The organism is Actinoplanes sp. SE50/110 (assembly GCF_900119315.1).
Lineage (GTDB): Bacteria > Actinomycetota > Actinomycetes > Mycobacteriales > Micromonosporaceae > Actinoplanes.
This window is the reverse complement of sequence record NZ_LT827010.1, coordinates 9,116,445-9,133,268: the sequence shown is the minus strand read 5'-3', so window position 1 is coordinate 9,133,268 and position 16,824 is coordinate 9,116,445. Positions and strand designations below refer to the sequence as shown.

General features: G+C 71.8%; 13 protein-coding genes and 1 pseudogene. 1 reads left to right on the top strand and 13 read right to left on the bottom strand.

The genetic code is table 11. From position 1 onward, the window contains the following. Window positions 1-18 precede the first annotated feature (18 nt). The 13 genes and pseudogenes from ACSP50_RS40930 to ACSP50_RS40870 form a co-directional block, all read right to left on the bottom strand. Window positions 19-1,610: pseudogene (locus tag ACSP50_RS40930) on the bottom strand (ABC transporter permease). Continuing rightward, on the bottom strand, window positions 1,607-2,389 hold the full coding sequence (locus ACSP50_RS40925) for an ABC transporter ATP-binding protein (RefSeq protein ID WP_014695219.1): 783 nt from the start codon (window positions 2,387-2,389) through the stop codon (window positions 1,607-1,609). Before ACSP50_RS40925 ends, ACSP50_RS40930 begins: the two are co-directional and overlap by 4 nt. 372 nt (window positions 2,390-2,761) lie before the next feature. Then, window positions 2,762-3,409, bottom strand: a complete 648-nt coding sequence (locus tag ACSP50_RS40920; protein WP_014695218.1) for a hypothetical protein — start codon at window positions 3,407-3,409, stop codon at window positions 2,762-2,764. Between the two features lie 61 nt (window positions 3,410-3,470). Continuing rightward, window positions 3,471-5,093, bottom strand: coding sequence for a cation acetate symporter (locus ACSP50_RS40915; RefSeq protein ID WP_014695217.1), 1,623 nt, complete (start codon window positions 5,091-5,093; stop codon window positions 3,471-3,473). Beyond that, entirely contained in the window at window positions 5,090-5,464 is a 375-nt protein-coding gene (locus ACSP50_RS40910; RefSeq protein WP_014695216.1) for a hypothetical protein, read from the bottom strand. The genes ACSP50_RS40915 and ACSP50_RS40910 overlap by 4 nt, the downstream gene beginning before the upstream one ends. 31 nt (window positions 5,465-5,495) lie before the next feature. Continuing rightward, window positions 5,496-7,046 (bottom strand): DUF4153 domain-containing protein, encoded by a 1,551-nt coding sequence (locus ACSP50_RS40905; protein ID WP_014695215.1) that lies wholly within the window; start codon window positions 7,044-7,046, stop codon window positions 5,496-5,498. 12 nt (window positions 7,047-7,058) lie between these two features. Continuing rightward, entirely contained in the window at window positions 7,059-8,096 is a 1,038-nt protein-coding gene (locus ACSP50_RS40900; protein WP_014695214.1) for an ATP-binding protein, read from the bottom strand. Window positions 8,097-8,355: 259 nt separating this feature from the next. Beyond that, window positions 8,356-9,051 carry a response regulator transcription factor gene (locus ACSP50_RS40895; protein ID WP_043516470.1) on the bottom strand — a complete coding sequence of 232 codons (696 nt, stop codon included), beginning with the start codon at window positions 9,049-9,051 and terminating at the stop codon, window positions 8,356-8,358. Between the two features lie 702 nt (window positions 9,052-9,753). Continuing rightward, entirely contained in the window at window positions 9,754-10,491 is a 738-nt protein-coding gene (locus ACSP50_RS40890) for a LytTR family DNA-binding domain-containing protein (RefSeq protein ID WP_014695212.1), read from the bottom strand. Then, the gene (locus tag ACSP50_RS40885; RefSeq protein WP_014695211.1) at window positions 10,488-11,681 is read right to left on the bottom strand and encodes a sensor histidine kinase; all 1,194 of its coding nucleotides are present in this window, start codon (window positions 11,679-11,681) and stop codon (window positions 10,488-10,490) included. The genes ACSP50_RS40890 and ACSP50_RS40885 overlap by 4 nt, the downstream gene beginning before the upstream one ends. A 135-nt stretch (window positions 11,682-11,816) precedes the next feature. Next, a complete protein-coding gene (locus ACSP50_RS40880) occupies window positions 11,817-12,839 on the bottom strand; it encodes a hypothetical protein (RefSeq protein WP_014695210.1) in 1,023 nt (340 codons plus the stop codon). A 149-nt stretch (window positions 12,840-12,988) separates the two neighbouring features. Beyond that, on the bottom strand, window positions 12,989-14,581 hold the full coding sequence (locus ACSP50_RS40875; RefSeq protein ID WP_043513186.1) for a sugar transferase: 1,593 nt from the start codon (window positions 14,579-14,581) through the stop codon (window positions 12,989-12,991). Window positions 14,582-14,759: 178 nt separating this feature from the next. Continuing rightward, entirely contained in the window at window positions 14,760-15,623 is an 864-nt protein-coding gene (locus ACSP50_RS40870) for an Fpg/Nei family DNA glycosylase (RefSeq protein ID WP_043513185.1), read from the bottom strand. A gap of 24 nt (window positions 15,624-15,647) precedes the next feature. Between ACSP50_RS40870 and ACSP50_RS40865 the strand changes: the two genes are divergently transcribed. Beyond that, window positions 15,648-16,820: a glycosyltransferase family 4 protein gene (locus ACSP50_RS40865; protein WP_043513182.1), complete on the top strand. Its 1,173-nt coding sequence runs from the start codon at window positions 15,648-15,650 to the stop codon at window positions 16,818-16,820. Window positions 16,821-16,824 lie beyond the last annotated feature (4 nt).

Genomic DNA, 16,824 nt, shown 5'->3' with positions numbered 1-16,824 from the left:
CGGAGAAAATGCGCTGAGCTATCGCGGCGTCACCGCGGCGAGCACTTCCGGCATGCGGCGGTCGAGCAGATCCCCGGCCATTCCGGAACCGACCAGATAAGCGGCTGCCCCGTAACCCAGGCCGATCGGCAGCCCGGCCCAGATCCAGGCCGGCCCCAGCAGAAATCCGGCCAACACCACGGGCAGCGCGCCGAATATTCCGCCGGCCATTCCGGCCAGGCTCGGCAGTCCCTTTCCCAGGCCGCCGCCGGACGATATCGAGAACGGGCTGGCCGATTCGGGCAGTGCGTAGGCGGCGCGAACCGAGATCGGCAGAAGCACCGCCAGCCCGGTGCCGTACACCGCGAGCAGCGTGCCGAGTTGCGCCGGAATTCGGGCCGGGTCGCCGGAGAGCATCCCGGTGACCACCGCGACCAGGGTCAGCAGCGGCACGGTGAACAGGGCGTGCGCCGCCGCCCGGGAGTGGACCTCCAGCCGTCCCGGCACGCCGGCCGCCAGGTTCGTGGCGTACGCGCCGCCGTCGTAACCGAACTGGTTGGCCAGTGCGATCGGCGCGACCGCACCGGCCACGAAGGCCATTCCACCGGTCAGTCCGGCGCCCGGACCCAGCGCCGAGGTCAGCGGCAACACCAGCCCGGCCATGGTCAGCGCGACCAGCCCGGCCCGTCGCCGGTTCTCCCGCCACCAGTACCGCGTCTCGCGCGCCACCAGGGCGGTGAACCTGTTCCGTGGCCACCAGGGGAACATCAGCCGGTCGACCGGGCCGCGGCCGTCCGCCCGGACCCGCGCGTGCCGCCCGGCCGTCGCGGTGCCGGCCATCGCCTGCTCCAGCGTCCGGCTCCACCACCACAGCAGGCCGCCGACGGCGGCCAGCACGATCAGCAGTTTCAGCGGTACGGCCCAGGCCCGGCCCGGCCCGTCGCGACGTCCAGTCCCAGGGTGTACGGCGCGCCGAGCGGAGTCCAGCCGATCACCTCGGCGATCCCGGCGACGTCGGTCCAGTCCGCCCGGTCGAGCAGCCCGAGCAGCAGCAACTGCAGCGGCGCCACCGAGGTGGCCACCACGGCGAGCAGGATGGTGGCCAGGTCCCGGGCCCGCCGCGACCGCAGCGCGGTGGCGAACGCACTGGTCACCGCCCGGCTCACGGCCACGCACAGGAGCAGGCCGCCGAGTACCCCGGCGGTCTCGGCGACCCCGGCGACCGGCCCGCCGAGCCGGGCCGCGGTGTCCGTCATCCCGGCCGTGGCGGCCAGTGTGGCGAGGGCGGGCAGACCGGCGAGAGCGGCCGTGCCGAGCCCGGCGACCAGGGTCCGCCGGGGCAGCGGGAGCAGGGCGAACCGGGCCGGGTCGAGCGACTCGTCGACCCCGAAGAACAGCAGCGGCAGGAACAGCCAGCCGAGCAGCAGCACCGCGCCACCGAACGGCAGCAGCATCCCGGCCAGGTGCGCGTCGTGCAGGTGCCCGGGCAGCGCGAAGACCGCGTAGCCGAGGACGGCGAGCAGGCTGGCGGCGCACGAGCCCAGCACGAACAGCACGACCCGGGTCGGCCGGCCGCGCAGCCCGTTCGCGGTGATCCGCAGCTTGAGCCGGACGAAGTGGCGCGGGCTCACAGCCACGCCAGCTCCGAGCCGGTGGCCACCCGGCCCCCCACCACCTGCACGAAGACGTCGGAGAGTGACCGGCCGCCGCGTACCGAGGCCATCGTGCCGTGCATCCGCAGCACGCCGTCCGACATGATCGCCACGTGTGAGCAGAGCCGCTCGACGACCTCCAGCACGTGACTGGAGAAGATCACGGTGCCGCCACCGGCGACGTACCGCTGCAGGATGTCGCGGATCAGCGCGGCCGCGACCGGGTCGACCGCCTCGAACGGCTCGTCGAGCACCAGCAGCCGCGGCGCGTGCAGCAGGGCGCAGGCGAGGCCGATCTTCTTCTTCATGCCGGCCGAGTAGTCGACCACCAGGGTGCGGTTGTCCACCCCGAGGTCCAGCACCTCGAGCAGGTCACGGGCGCGTTGATCGACCACGGCGGCCGGCATGCCGCGCAGCAGGCCCTGGTAGGCGAGCAACTCGGGGCCGCTGAGCCGGTCGAACATCCGGGCGCCGTCGGGCAGCACGCCGACCAGGGCTTTGGCCTCCGTGGGCGCGCTCCATACGTCGTACCCCAGCAGATGGGCCCGGCCCGCGTCGGGCCGTAACAGGCCGACGGCCATCGAGAGGGTGGTGGTCTTGCCGGCCCCGTTGGGGCCGAGCAGACCGTAGAAGGAACCGGCCGGAACGTCCAGACTGACCCCGGAAACGGCGAGTTTGGTGTCGAAACGCCGGATCAGGCCGCGCAGCGACATCGCCGGCACCGGCGACTCGTCCGGGGGTGCTGCCGGCGTCGTCATGTCTCAGCAACGTAGTCGCGCATCCGGCCCGCGACCAGCCTGTTCACCGCGGGAGGCGGGCGATGTGGCCCTCCGGGCAGAACGGTCTGCCGGTTCGGCCGATCGGGAGCCGTTCCACTATGGAGGAATTGTCGCTCAATTAGTTCAGTTAATTGACATTCTTGACCGGCTGTCACGATGGTCACAGCGGCGGTTTCTGACTTGCCCAAATGATCCGGAGCGGCGCAAGATTCGGCGCGGTCGTCGAGATCCACCTATGCGAAAAGGGTAGATCTTTGCTGCGTCACGGAAATAATCGGGGCGCAATTCGGGCGCCGAACGGTCCCGGGTGTTCCGCGTCGAAACGGGGGAAACGCGGAACACCCGGACCCATCAGCCGACCCGTTCGATGACCGCGCGGCGAATCAGGAATTTGCCCGCCTCGCGCACCTGCTCGAAAGCTGCGTTGTTGAGCAGCACGCAGCTTCCCGAGGTGCTCTGGACGGTCACCGTGATGCTCTTGTTGTTGTCCAGGTTGGTGACCTTGAGCCGGGTGCCGATCGGGAAGGTGCCGCTGGAGGCGAACGGGGCGCCGGCCTCGCCGGACAGGGTGACCGTGGAGCCCTTGCAGACGACCTCACCGGCGCCGGTCCCTCCGGTCGCCGCCGGCGGCTTCGCGGCGGGGGCGGTGCTGGCCACCGGCGGCTTCGCGGTCGGTGCCGTGGTGGCCCTGGTCGGTTTCGCCGGAGCCGGCTGGGCGACCTGGCCGGTGCACCCCGCCTGACGGCGCTGCACGTTGATCAGGTCGACCACCGCCTGACGGTTGGCCAGCACGGCGTCGGTCTGCGCGTTCGGGTGCGCCTGCTGATCGGCCATGAAGGACAGGTTCCGCTGCAGCGCCTCATCCAGGCCGTCACACGTGGTGGACGCGTGACTCATCCCGGTGCCGACGGCCACCGCGCCACCGGCCACCACGGCGAGTACGGCGCCAAGAGCGATCTTGCGGGTTCGGGGGGATCCGTTCCTACGAAATCTCTTCATGCCCCTGATTACGAGCGCGGGTTCATCGGCGGCCGGGGACCGTACCTTAAAGATCCTTAATTCATGATCGCAGCGACTCGGGGGCGTGCAGCCGCAGCATCGTCGCACCGACATCGGCCGGCACCCGGCGGCCGGTCAGCAGCGACACCACCACCATCACCAGGAAGGCCAGCGGCACCGTCCAGGCGGCCGGCTGCCCGATGAACTCGGCCAGCCCACTCGGCAGATCGGCGCCGAACACGGTGACGAAGACCGCCACCACCGCCGCGCCACCGCCGATGAGGATCCCGGCGATCGCCCCGGCGTCGGTCAGCCGGCGCCACCAGATCCCCAGCACCAGCAGCGGGCAGAAACTCGACGCGGCCACCGCGAAGGCCAGCCCGACCACCCGCGAGACGTCCATGTCGGACACGACCGTCGCCATCCCGATCGGCACCACCGCGGCCAGCAGCGTCGCCAGCCGGAAGTCGCGCACCGAGCCGGACCGCCCGGGCCGCAGCACATCCGTGAAGATCACCCCGGCCACGCTGGTCAGCAGCCCCGACGAGGTGGACAGGAAGGCGGCCAGCGCCCCGGCGGTGACCAGGGCACCCAGCAGCCGGCCCAGGTGCCCGCCGCCCAGTGCGGCCTCCGGCAGCAGCAGCACCACGGCATCGGTGTGCCCGGTCATCAACAGCTGCGGGGTGTAGATCCGGCCGAGCACGCCGTACAACGTCGGCAGAAGATAGAAGAGACCCACCATCGCCAGTACGACGAGGGTGGTCCGCCGCGCCGACGCCCCGTCCGGATTGGTATAGAAACGCACCAGCACGTGCGGCAGCCCCATCGTGCCCAGGAACGTCGCCAGGATCAGCGAATACGTGCTGAACAGGTGCGACCCGCCGGGCTGCAGCCAGTCCGCGCCGAACTTCGCGTCGACCGTGCTCACCGCCGGCACCGCGGCGCCGGCCGCGAAGTGCAGCGTCTGCCCCGCCGTCACCGGGCCGATCCCGTCGACCACGGCGTCCCGCTCGATCGTCACGCTGACCGCGGCCGGGAAGACCGCCCCGGCCGGCGGGGTCACCGAGGGACGCCCGTCCGCCTGCCACTGGAAGATCAGGAAGATGATCGGCACGGCCAGCGCGGTGAGCTTCAGCCAGTACTGGAAAGCCTGCACGAAGGTGATCGCCCGCATCCCGCCGAACGCCACGTTGCCGGTGACCACCACCCCGATCAACAGCGCACCCCAGGCGTACGACCCGCCGGTCACCGTGGCGAACGTCAGCCCCGCCCCCTGCAGTTGCGGCAGCAGGTAGAGACAGCCGATGAACAGCACGAACGCGGTGGCCAGCCGGCGCAACCGGGTCGACGAGAGCCGCACCTCACAGAAGTCCGGCAGGGTGAACGCGCCCGAGCGGCGCAGCGGGGCGGCCACGAACAGCAGCAGTGCCAGATAGCCGGCGGCGAACCCGACCGGATACCAGAGCACCTCGACGCCGTACCGCAGGACCAGGCCGGCCACCCCGAGGAAGGAGGCGGCCGACAGATACTCCCCGCTGATCGCGGCGGCGTTCCAACTCGGGCTGACACTGCGCGAGGCGACCAGGAAATCCGAGGTGGTGCGGGCGAAACGCAGACCGTACGCGCCGATCGCCACGGTCATCAGGACGACCACGACCAGGCCCGGGACCAGGTACGGATTCATCGGCCGGGGCGCCGGACCACGGCGGTGAAGTCCTGCTCGTTGCGTTCCGCCCCGTGCACGTACGCCGCACCGACGAGCACCAGGAACGGGAACGACAACACGCCGAGGACCAGCCACGGCAGGCGCATGCCGAAGACGTCGACCCGGCCGACCGCCGGGGCGGCCGCGAACAGCAGCGGCAGCGCGCCGAGGCCGGCCACCACCACCAGCGACAGCCGCAGTGCGAGCGCCAGCTGGGCCCGGACCAGGCCCCGGACCAGGGCCTCACCGACCGGCGTCTGCTGCGCCAGGTCGGTGCGGGAGGGGTCGGCGGCGCGCCTGGCGTCGCCCAGCACCACCCGGGTGCGCGGGGGCGGCGATTCGTCGGCCATGTCCGGCAGTCTTGCCGCCCCCGGCGGAATGTCAATAGGCGCCGCATCGATCATGAGCCATGGGTGGCAGCTGTCCGATGATGTCCCGGGCGGCCGCCCGGCCGTAGTTCCACTCGTACCACCGGTCATCCGGCATGGTCATCCTGATCCGGTAGAGCACGCAGACCCGTTGCGGACCGTCCACACCGGTCAGCGCGGGCACCGCGTCCGGCGACAGCCCGGACAGGTAACCGGCGTCCACCCGGTCCGGCGACCGGTGCATCTGGTTGCGGGCGATCATCAGGTCCGGGTTCGCCGCCGCCAGCCCGATCAGCGCCAGCACGCCGGCCGCGATCGCCGCCCGGGGCAGCCACGGCGCCCGGGTGCGCGTCCCGGCCAGCAGCACCAACAGCAGGATCACCCCGAACCACCCCTCACAGCAGGCGACCAGCAGGCGGAGCCGGGTCAGGCCGTACGTGTCGATGTACACCTGCATCCGGAACAGCGCCGAAGCGACGATGACCAGGGTGAGCAGCGTGAGCGAGCCGAGCACGGCGCGGAACACGGCCCGGTCGCCGGGCGCCTCCCGGGGCGCCCAGCGGGCGGCGCCGGCCAGCACCAGCAGGGTCAGCCCGGTGACGATGCAGAGCTGCCAGAAGCCACCCCGGGCATACGCGGCGTAGGTCAGGCCGGCCGTGGTCCGCACGTGCCGGTCGCCGCCGAACAGCACGGTCAGCTGCACCGCGACGAACGCCGCGAAGAGCAGGGTGAGCAGGCCCAGCGGCACGGCCGCCTCGAGCCGGCCGACCCTCATCCCCTCGGTGTGGTCGAGATCGGTAAGCCGGGGCGGGGCGATCCACATGTAGGCGACGCCGCTCAGCAGCGGCGCGGACAGCCCGGCCAGGAAGATCCAGCGCGCCACGCCGTCCAGGCTCACCTCCGGGAGCACCGCGCTGATCACCGACGCGAAGGTGGCGTCGGCCGAGGCGAACAGCAGACCGAAAACGACCAGCAGCAGGACGGAGACCGCGGCGGTCGCGGCGATCCGGAACGGCGCGGCGCCCCGCGGCCGGCGCACCCGCGCCAGACCGCGGACCAGCCAGGGCCCGGCCCGCAACACCGCGACCGGCCCGAGCGTGTACGTCGTGAGCACCGCCCGCATCGACCGACCGGCGCCGATCGCCAGGGCGAAGGTCAGTGTCGCGGTGCCCACGCAGAGGGCGAAGAGCCAGCCGGCCGAGCGGAACGTGCCCACGCTCAGCAGGCCGATCGTGGCGGCGGCCCACGGGAGGCGGGCGCCGAGCCGCGGTGCGCCGGCCGCGGGCACCGGTGGGAAGGCCGGCCCGGCGGTCGGGCGGGCGGTGAGCAGGACGGCCAGCCAGGCGACCGCGGTGATCAGCCAGCCGACGCCGGTGACGCCCAGCGGCAGGGTGAGCGCGGTGACCGCGACCCCGGCGACGATCGCCAGGATGGTGCCCGGAGCAGCCGGACCGGCGGGACCCGGCAGGCGGCGGCGGAACAGCCGAGTGTCCGGCCACGGCCCGTGAAGCGGACCTTTTGTCAGGTTTTGTACCGTCGGTAGCGCTGGGGGTGCCGTGGACATGGCGTTTTCTCCTTAGAGGGGGAGGCGAACCTGGATCTGGGCGCCGCGCCGGTCGGCCGGCTCGACCGCGGCGATCGTCCCGTCGTGCAGTTGCACCACCCAGCGGGCGATGGCCAAGCCCAGCCCGGTGCCGCCACCGGCCGGGCGCTCACCCCGGGTGAAGCGTTCGAAAACCCGTTCCCGCTCGGCCACCGGGATGCCGTCACCCTCGTCGGTGACCGCCAGCAGCACCTGCCCGTCCCGGCGTTCGGCGCGCAGCGTGACCAGGCCACCGGCCGGACTGTGCCGGGCCGCGTTGTCCAGCAGGTTGGCGAATACCTGGTGCAGCCGTGCCCGGTCGCCGGGCAGCACCAGAGCCGGGGCGGCGACCGAGAACCGGACATCCTGGCCGATCCCGTCCGCGTTCACCTTCGCCTCCCGGACCACCTCGTCGAGGAACTCCGGAACGCTGATCAGCTCGCGGCGCAGCGGGACCACGCCGGCGTCCAGACGGGACAGATCGAGCAGGTCATCGACCAGCCGGCTGAGGCGTTCGGTCTGCGACAGGGCGGTGCGCATGGTTTCCGGGTCGGTGGCGGCCACCCCGTCGACGATGTTCTCCAGCAGGCCCCGCAGGGCGGTGATCGGCGTACGCAGCTCGTGCGAGACGTTGGCGATCAGCTCCCGCCGCTGCCGGTCGGCGGCGGCCAGATCCGCGGCCATCTGGTTGAAGGCCTGGGCCAGCTCGCCCACCTCGTCCTGGGAGCGGGTCCGGATCCGGTGCGTGTAGTCACCGCGCGCCATCTGCCGTGCCGCGACGGTCATCTCGCGCAGCGGAATCGTCGCTCCGTGCGCCATCACCTGTAGCGTGACCAGCCCCAGCGCGGCGGCGATCGCGATCCAGAGCACGTCGACCCGGTAGAAGTCGATGCTCCACAGAAAGACCAGCAGCCCGATCCCGCCGGCGAAACCGAGCGCCAGCGACAGCTTCGCCTTGATCGACCGCACCGGGTCCAGCGGCCGGGGCAGCCACCGGAACAGCCGGGCCGCCACATCGTGCACCGCCTGCATCAGCCGCGCCCTCACCGCCCCACCCGCCACATCCCCATCGCCGGCGCCGCCACCCGCGATCCGCACCCGGCGCGCGTGCTCCTCACCCGATCGGCGGGCCGTGATCCGGGTGCGGCGGGTGTGCTGCTCGCCCGGTCCGTGGGCCGTGATCCCGGTGCGGCGGGTGTGCTGCTCGCCCGGTCCGTGGGCCGTGATCCCGATGCGGCGCGCGTGCTGCTCGCCCGATCCGTGGTGCGCGATCCGCGTTTGGCAGGCGTGCTCATCGTTCGATGTCCAGGGCGTAGCCGACCCCGTGCACGGTGCGGATCAGGTCGGCGCCCAGCTTACGGCGCAGGCCTTTGATGTGGCTGTCGACGGTCCGCGTGCCGGACGCGTCCGCCCAGCCCCAGACCTCGGCCAGCAGCCGCTCCCGGGGCAGCACCGTCCGCGGGGTCCGGGCGAGGTGCACGAGCAGGTCGAACTCGGTCGGCGTCAGATGCGCCTCAGCCCCGCCGCGAAGCACCCGCCGCTCCGCCTGGTTGATCTCCAGGTCCCCGAGCCGCAGCGTCGGCGGCCCGGCCGGCGCCGCCACCCGGGCCGCTCCGGTCTTGCCGACCCGCCGGAGCAGCGCATGCACCCGGGCGGCGAGTTCGCGCATCGAGAACGGCTTGGCCATGTAGTCGTCGGCCCCCACCGCGAGCCCGACGAGCAGGTCGGTCTCGTCCCCACGGGCGGTCAGCATCAGCACCGGCACCGGCCGTTCGGCCTGGATCCGCCGGCACACCTCCAGTCCGTCGAACCCGGGCAGCATCACGTCGAGCACGACCACATCCGGCGGGACCCGCCGAGCCGCCTCCACCGCGCTGGGCCCGTCCCCGACCACCTGCACCAGAAACCCCTCGGCGCGCAGCCGCGCGGCCACCGCATCCGCGATGGCCCGCTCATCCTCGACGACCAGAACCCGCCGCTCCGTCATCGTCTCCACGCCGACTCCCCTCCACCGAACAAATTCCCCGCACCCACCGCCGACCCAAGCCGGGCTGCGGCCGAAGCCGGGCCGCGACCCAAGCCGGGCCGCGACCCAAGCCGGGCCGCGACCCAAGCCGGGCCGCGACCCAAGCCGAGCCGCGACCCAAGCCGAGCCGCGACCCAAGCCGGGCTGCGGCCGAAGCCGCGCCGTGGCCGAAGCCGCGCCGCGACCGAAGCCGGGCTGCGAGCCAAGCCGGGCCGAAGCCGGGCAGCGACCCAATCCAACCCGCGGTCGAAGCCGCGCCGTGGCCGAAGCCGGGCCGCGCCCCAAGCCGGGCCGCGATCCGAAGCGAGCCTGAACCGCCCTGCGTCGCCGCCGGACCCAGGGACGTCGCGCCGTGACCGGTGCGCCCCCGTGACCCACCGGCCCGCGCCGTGTGGGCAGCAGCCTATTGACCGATCGCGGAGGCCTGGCGGGGGAGTTGTGAACGAACTGTGGAGAAGAGCCACAGACAGGGATCAGGAACGGACAGCCCGCCCCCTCAGATCCAGCCGTCACCCACCCGCTGACCGGCCGACACCCCGCTGACCTGTGGATAACCGGCCTCGAACGGTTCCCCGGACGCTTAAGCCGCGCTTGCGGTTATCCCCCGCCAGCCTGTGGATAACTCAGTGGATAAGCCTGTGAGGCTGTGGATAAGCGTGTGGATTAGCGCCCCCAATCATGCTTGGCCGCCCGGATGAGCCGGTCTTTCAGCTCCCGGGTGTGCCGCCGGCTGACCGGGAGCTCCACCCCGCCGACCGCCACCACATAGCCCGAACCGGTCAGCCGCAGCTCGGTGACCAGCCGCAGCTGTACCAGGAACGACCGGTGGATCCGCACGAACCCGGCATTCGCCCATCGCTCGGCCAGCGTCGCGAGCGACACCCGGACCAGGTGCGAGGCATCCGCGGTGTGCAGCCGCGCATAGTCGCCCTGTGCCTCCACCCACCGGACCGACGATCGCGGCAGCATCCGGGTCGTCCCGGCCAGCTCGACCGGGATCGCCGCCTCGTCGGCCGGGACCGCCGTGGCCGGCGCCGCCCGTAGCCCGGCCACCCGGCGCAGCGACTCGCCGAGCCGTTCGGCCCGCACCGGTTTCCGCACGTAGTCGGTGACCCCCAGATCGAACGCGTCCACCGCCCCGTCGTCGTAGGCGGTGACGAAGACGATCGCCGGCGGATGCGCGAACCGGCGCAGGATGCGCGCCAGCTCCATGCCGTCCAGCCCGGGCATCCGGATGTCCAGGAAGACCGCGTCGACCTCGGTGTCGCGCAGCACCCGCAACGCCTCGGTCGCGTCCCCGGCCCGGTGCACATGCGCCACCCGGCCGTCCGCGTTCAGCAGGTAGGCCAGCTCGTCCAGGGCCGGCGGCTCGTCGTCGACGGCCAGCACGACGAGGCTCATGCCCGCACCTGCGGATGGAATTTCGGGACCCGCATGCTCACCCTCGTCCCCGCGCCGGGGGCGGTCTCGACGACCAGCCCGTGATGATCGCCGAACACCGACCGCAGGCGCTCGTCCACATTGACCAGGCCGACGTGCTGGCCGTCCTCGCTGTCCGCGCTGTCCTGCCCGAAGACCGTCGGATCCATCCCGACGCCGTCGTCCTCGACGGTGATGTGGCACTCGGCGCCGGCGTCCCGGGCCTCGATGCTCACCATACCGACGCCGGGTTTGCGGGACAGGCCGTGCCGGACGGCGTTCTCCACCAGCGGCTGCAGGCAGAGGAAGGGCAGGCCGACCGGCAGCACCTCGGGCGCGATCTGCAACCGCACCTGCAGCCGGTCGCCGAACCGGGCGCGTTCGATGGTGAGATAGCGGTCGATCGAACGCAGCTCCTCGGCGAGGGTGGTGAACTCGCCGTGGGCGCGGAACGAGTATCGCGTGAACTCGGCGAACTCCAGGATCAGCTCGCGGGCCCGCTCCGGATCGGTGCGGACGAACGAGGCGATCGCGGTGAGCGCGTTGTAGATGAAGTGTGGGCTGATCTGCGCCCGCAGCGCGCGCACCTCGGCCCGGGCCAGCCGCTCCCGGGACGAGTCGAGCTCGGCCAGGGCCAGCTGCGAGCCGGCCCACCGGGCGGCCTCCAGCGCGGCCTGGACCAGGCCCGGCGCCGGCGGGTCGTCGGCGACCGCGACCAGGGCGGCGGCGGCCGCGCCGTCCGGACCGGGCAGGGGCGCCACCACGGCGCCACGGACCACGCAGTCGACCCGGTCGCAGGGCAGCTCGGCGGCGGTGAGCACGATCGAACGCCGGGCGCTCAGGGCGCGCTGGGCGGCCGCGGTCAGCTGGGCGGTGTGATGGCCGCCGCGGCCGTCGTGGGCCAGGCAGCGCTCGTCGTCGGCGATGCTGAGCCCGGCCGCGCCGATCAGGGTGCGCAGGTGGCGGGCCGCCTTGGCGGCGGTGGCGGGGGTCAGCCCGGCCCGCAGCGGCTCGGCGGCCAGCGAGGCGGTGTGCAGCACCTCGTAGGTCGCCCGCTGCATGGTGGTCGCGATGCCGCGCCGGGCCCGCAGCCGGAGCACGGCCACCACCGCGGCGGCCAGCGCCGCCAGCACGGCGACGACCGCCAGCACACTCCCGATCTGCCCAGCCACGGCTCAGATCCTGACGTCTCCGGGCCGGTCGCGCCATGCCTGATTCCGGACCTGTGGACAACCGGGCACCGGCCGGCGGACGGGCGACGAGACGGGCCGCCGCCCACAGTGGACGACGGCCCGGGGCCGGGCGGGTCAGCCGGCGACGGCGAGCAGGCCGATCCCGCTGGTGAGCGACGATTCCGTCCGGGTGGTCAGCACCTTGCGGGCGGGCGAGAGCAGGGTCAGCGTCCAGGTCGAGCCGGACCTGCTGCGGACCAGCACGTTGCCGTCGGCCCGGAACAGGATCTGCTCCACCGCGCCCTTGACCGGGAGCGCGAGCACCCGGCCGGTCGCCCGCCCGATCAGGGTGTTGGCCAGCGACGAGCCGACCGACCGGTCGTACTCGAAGCTGTCCCAGGTGTTGACGGCCAGCATGTCGCCGGTGGCGTCGGAGCTGATGATGTCGACCGCGCGCAGGTGCCTCGGGTTCTTCTTCAGGCTGCGGTCGCCGATGATCGGCGTCTTGACGATGTGGGTGCCGTCCAGGTCGGCGGAGGCGAAGGAGACGCCGTCGGCGATGTACAGGTAGTGCTTGCCGTCCGGGGTCATCCGGAAGTGCAGGCCACCCTGCAGCGACTTGGGCAGCGCGGTGAAACTCCCGTCGGCGATCCGCACGGTGCCGTACACGATCGGCTGGTTCGGCGCGGCGTTGCGGGTGGCGATCAGGCCGGTGCCGTCGGCGGTCCAGTCGATGCTGTAGTTCATCTCGTTCACCGGGGCGCCGGCCCGGCGGCGGTCGGTGCCGTCCACGTTCGCGACCCAGAGGCTTCGGTCCTTCGCCGCGACCCAGGCGATCCTGTGGCCGTCCGGGGCGACCGCCGTGTTGCCGTAGTAGACCTCGGAGCCCTTCAGCGCGACCTTGGCCTGGCCGTTGTGCACGTAGAGATAGTTCTCGTGCTTGGGGTCCCAGCCGAAGAAGCTGATGCCGAGCCGGGGCGCGACCGCCGCGGCCGCCACCGGGGCGCTTGCCGCGGCGGTCGGCACGACGGCCGTGTCGACGGCCGAGCCCGGCACGGTCGAGAGGCTCTGCGTCCGGCTGCCCCCGTGGCAGCCGGACAGCAGGGTGGTGACGACGGCGGCGGTCGCGATGATCAGGTGGGTCTTGGTGAGGCGCATGGCGTGCTCCGGTTTCTTTCCGCTCAGTGACTGACGCCTGTGTAGACGCGGGTCCGCGCGAATCCGGGTGACACCTTCGCCGAAGTTTTGTCCAGAAAATCGAAATGACCCGTGACCAGGACGGTCACGGGCCAGTCGAGCGACAGATGTCAGTAGGCGCCCTTGCGCTTGAGGACGACGCCGATGGTGCGCCAGAGGATGCTCAGGTCGTAGGTCAGCGACCAGTTGTCGACGTAGTAGAGGTCGAGCCGGACCGCCTCGTCCCAGGAGAGGTCCGAGCGGCCGGAGACCTGCCACAGGCCGGTGATGCCCGGGCGGACCAGCAGCCGGCGGCGTACGTCGCCGAGGTAGTCGCCGTCGTCGGCGGGCAGCGGCCGCGGGCCCACCAGCGACATCTCGCCCTTGAGCACGTTGATCAGCTGGGGCAGCTCGTCGAGCGAGGTGGCCCGCAGTTTCTGCCCGAAGGCGAAGATCCGCGGGTCGTGCTTCATCTTGAAGAGCATGCCGTCGGACTCGTTGAGCTCTTCGAGGGTGGCCTTGCGCTCCTCGGCGTCGACGTACATGGTCCGGAATTTCCAGACCTTGAACGTCTGGCCGTCGTGCCCGACCCGGGTCTGCCGGAAGAAGACCGGACCGGGGTCGGAGAGCCGGATGCCGAGCGCGATGATCCCCAGGATCGGGCTGATCAGCAGCAGCCCGAGGGCCGCGGTGACCCGGTCGAGCAGGTTCTTGATCAGCCAGCCGGGGCCGGAGAGAGTCGGCTCCTCGACGTGCAGCAGCGGCAGGCCCTCGATCGGACGGATGTGCACCCGGGGGCCGGCGATGTCGGTGAGCTGCGGCGCGACCACCAGGTCGACGCCGGTGCCCTCCAGCTGCCAGGCCAGCCGGCGCAGCTCGCCGGGCTCGGCGCTGGCCGAGCCGCACACCGCGATGGTGTCCGCGCCGACCTCGCGCACCAGCGAGAGCACGTCCCGCCCGGTGTAGACCGGGATCGGCGTCTCGATGCCACGGGTCGCGGCGTAGCCGTCGGTGATGTGGATGGCGACCGGGATCAGGCCGGCGGCCGGGCTGCGGGTGACCGCGGTGTAGACCTCGAGCGCCTCGGGCAGCGTGCCGACCAGGATCATCCGGTGCGCGCCGTGCCCGGTGCGGCGCCGGGCCAGGTGCAGCACCTGCCGGGCGCCGACCCGGCCGATCAGGATGAAGGCGAGCGCGCTCAGCGACACCGCGGCGACCGTGCCGCGGGAGAGCGCGGTCTTGGTGGCGAACGCGAGCAGCGACACGGCGGCCACCACGGTGACCGAGGTGCGCACGATCCGCTTGAACTCCTCGCTGCCCAGGCCCAGGTAACGGCGGTCGTACGTGCCGTTGGTCCAGAGCAGGAGCAGCCAGCCGAGCGGGAGCACCAGGTACGCGAAGAAGTTGAAGAGCGCGCCGTTGGAGAAGAACCACCAGCTCTTGTCCTGGAAGCCACTCTGCGATTTCTCCAGCAGCGAGGCGATCCAGCTGGCGCCGAGCGTGGAGATCAGGTCCAGAACGATCAGGACCGCGGTGTAGGGCCGATGCCACCGGGAAACTCGGCGGTGCTGACGGGTCCACGCCGATCGGGGGACACCGTTGCTCGGTGGCTGCTGATCCTGCTGCGGCCACTCGAAGCTGTCGTACCGCACGGGCTTACTCCGGCTGCTGTCGGTCGTTGGGCGATGCAGGCTAGTCGTCACTTCGCCTACGTCCTCCCGCATCCGGAAAAAGATTACGCACCGCCACGACCTCGGGGCCGTCGGCGGGTCCGCCGATACCCGTTCGCGTCACAACGGTGTCCAGGGACCGGGCCACTATACCGATGGATCGGCCCGAAAGAAGGTGCCGTTGGGGTCCCAATCCTTACCAATACGGACGGTGACCGATCAGTGGCGGTGCTCACCGCACCAACTTGGACAGGCGGCGGTCGGCGAGCGGTTTGCCGCCGGTCTGGCACGTCGCGCAGTACTGCAGGCTCTTGTCGGCGAACGAGACCTCGCGCACGGTGTCGCCGCAAACCGGGCACGGCAGGCCGGTCCGGGCGTGCACCCGCATGCCGGCCCGTTTCTCGCCCTTGAGCTCGGCCGCCTTCTGTCCGACGGATCGTTGCACGGCGTCGGTCTCCACTTCGCGCATCGCTTCGTACAACGTGGTGAGCTGCTCCTCGGTGAGCTTCCCGGTCAACGCGAACGGTGACATCTTCGCCACATGCAGGATCTCGTCGGAGTACGCATTACCGATCCCGGCGAGCACCTCCTGATCGGTGAGCACGCCCTTGACCTGGCCGTTGCGTGACCGGATCAGCCGGGCGAACTCGTCGCGGGTGACCGCGAGCGCGTCCGGGCCGAGCCGGGACACCCCCGGAACCTCGGTCTGCGGGTCGCGGACCAGGTAGGCCGCGAGCGACTTCTGGGTGCCGGCCTCGGTCAGGTCGAAGCCGGAGCCGTCGTCGAGCCGCAGCCGGATCGCGATCGGCCCGCTGCCCGGTTTGAGCGGGGCCGGCGACTTGAACGTGTCGCGGTAGTGCAGCCAGCCGGCCCGGGCCAGGTGCACGACCAGGTGCACGTCCAGGCCGATGCCGATGTCCAGGAACTTGCCGTGCCGGCCGGCCGAGGTGATCGGCAGGCCGGTCAGGGCGGAGGGCGCCGGATCGTACGTCTTCAGCGCGCTGAACGAGGCGACCTCGAGGCGCTGCACGGAGTGGCCGACCGCACGCTCCCGCAGGTAAGCAGCGAGCGCCTCGACCTCGGGGAGTTCGGGCACCCCCTCACGGTAGCGTTTGCGACCGTGAAGGTGGTGGTTGCACACAACCGGTATCGCGAGGCGATCCCCTCCGGGGAGAACGTCATCGTCGACACCGAGATCGAGCAGTTGCGCGCGGCCGGCGTGGCCGTGGTGCCGTTCCAGCGGAGTTCCGACTCGATCTCCGGGATGCCGGCCAGGCAGAAAGCGCTGCTGCCGATGGCCCCGATGCTGGGCGGGGCCGCTCAGCGCGATCTTGCCGCGCTGATCGAATCCGAAAAACCGGACTTGCTCCATCTCCATAACCCTTACCCGCTCTTATCGCCCAGAGTGATCCGGACCGCGCACGCCCACGGCATCCCGGTCGTCCAGACCGTGCACAACTACCGCCAGGTCTGCTCCTCGGGGCTGTATTTCCGGGACGGCCACAACTGCCAGGACTGTCGCGGCAAGCTGCTGGGCTGGCCGGCGATCAGAAACAGGTGCTACCGCGGATCCGCGGCGCAGAGCGCGATCATGGCGACCACGCTGGCCGTGCACCGTCCCACCTGGCACTCGGTCGACCGCTACATCGCGCTGACCGACAAGATCGCCGCGCATCTGGACGACTACGGCGTCCCGGCCGACCGCATCGTGATCAAGCCGAACGGCCTGCCCGACCCAGGCGACCCGGCCCCGCCCGGCGACGGGTTCCTCTACGCCGCCCGGCTCTCCCCGGAGAAGGGCCTCGGCCTGCTGCTCGACGCCTGGCGACGGCATCCGGACGGCTCACTCGGCCCGCTGCGCATCGCCGGTGACGGCGAACTGCGCCCGCTGGCCGAGCGGGCCGCCGCCGAGCGTGCCGACGTCACCTACCTGGGCCCGCTGGATCGGGCCGGGATGACCGCGGCGCGCACCGCCGCGTCGGTCGTGGTGGCCGTTCCGACCTGGGAGGACGTGCTGCCGACGGTGATCCTGGAGGCGATGGCGGCGGGGCGGCCGGTGCTCGGCACGGCGGTCGGCGGGGTGCCGTACCTGATCGGGGAATCCGGTTGGCTCGCCGAGCCGGACCCGGCGGCGCTGGCCGCGGTGCTGCCGCGAGCCCGGGCCGAGGCCGCCGGGCGGGCGGTGGCGGCCCGCGAGCGCTATCTGGTCCACTTCCATCCGGATGTGCTCACCCGGCGTTTGATCGAGATCTACACGGGCATGATTTCGGATTCCCAGCGTATGTCGAGGTAGTTCG

Coding starts and splice junctions, on each gene's coding strand:
- ACSP50_RS40925 (WP_014695219.1), bottom strand. CDS start 2,389: ATGACGACGCCGGCAGCACCCCCGGACGAGTCGCCGGTGCCGGCGATG.
- ACSP50_RS40920 (WP_014695218.1), bottom strand. CDS start 3,409: ATGAAGAGATTTCGTAGGAACGGATCCCCCCGAACCCGCAAGATCGCT.
- ACSP50_RS40915 (WP_014695217.1), bottom strand. CDS start 5,093: ATGAATCCGTACCTGGTCCCGGGCCTGGTCGTGGTCGTCCTGATGACC.
- ACSP50_RS40910 (WP_014695216.1), bottom strand. CDS start 5,464: ATGGCCGACGAATCGCCGCCCCCGCGCACCCGGGTGGTGCTGGGCGAC.
- ACSP50_RS40905 (WP_014695215.1), bottom strand. CDS start 7,046: ATGTCCACGGCACCCCCAGCGCTACCGACGGTACAAAACCTGACAAAA.
- ACSP50_RS40900 (WP_014695214.1), bottom strand. CDS start 8,096: ATGCAGGCGGTGCACGATGTGGCGGCCCGGCTGTTCCGGTGGCTGCCC.
- ACSP50_RS40895 (WP_043516470.1), bottom strand. CDS start 9,051: ATGACGGAGCGGCGGGTTCTGGTCGTCGAGGATGAGCGGGCCATCGCG.
- ACSP50_RS40890 (WP_014695212.1), bottom strand. CDS start 10,491: ATGAGCCTCGTCGTGCTGGCCGTCGACGACGAGCCGCCGGCCCTGGAC.
- ACSP50_RS40880 (WP_014695210.1), bottom strand. CDS start 12,839: ATGCGCCTCACCAAGACCCACCTGATCATCGCGACCGCCGCCGTCGTC.
- ACSP50_RS40875 (WP_043513186.1), bottom strand. CDS start 14,581: ATGCGGGAGGACGTAGGCGAAGTGACGACTAGCCTGCATCGCCCAACG.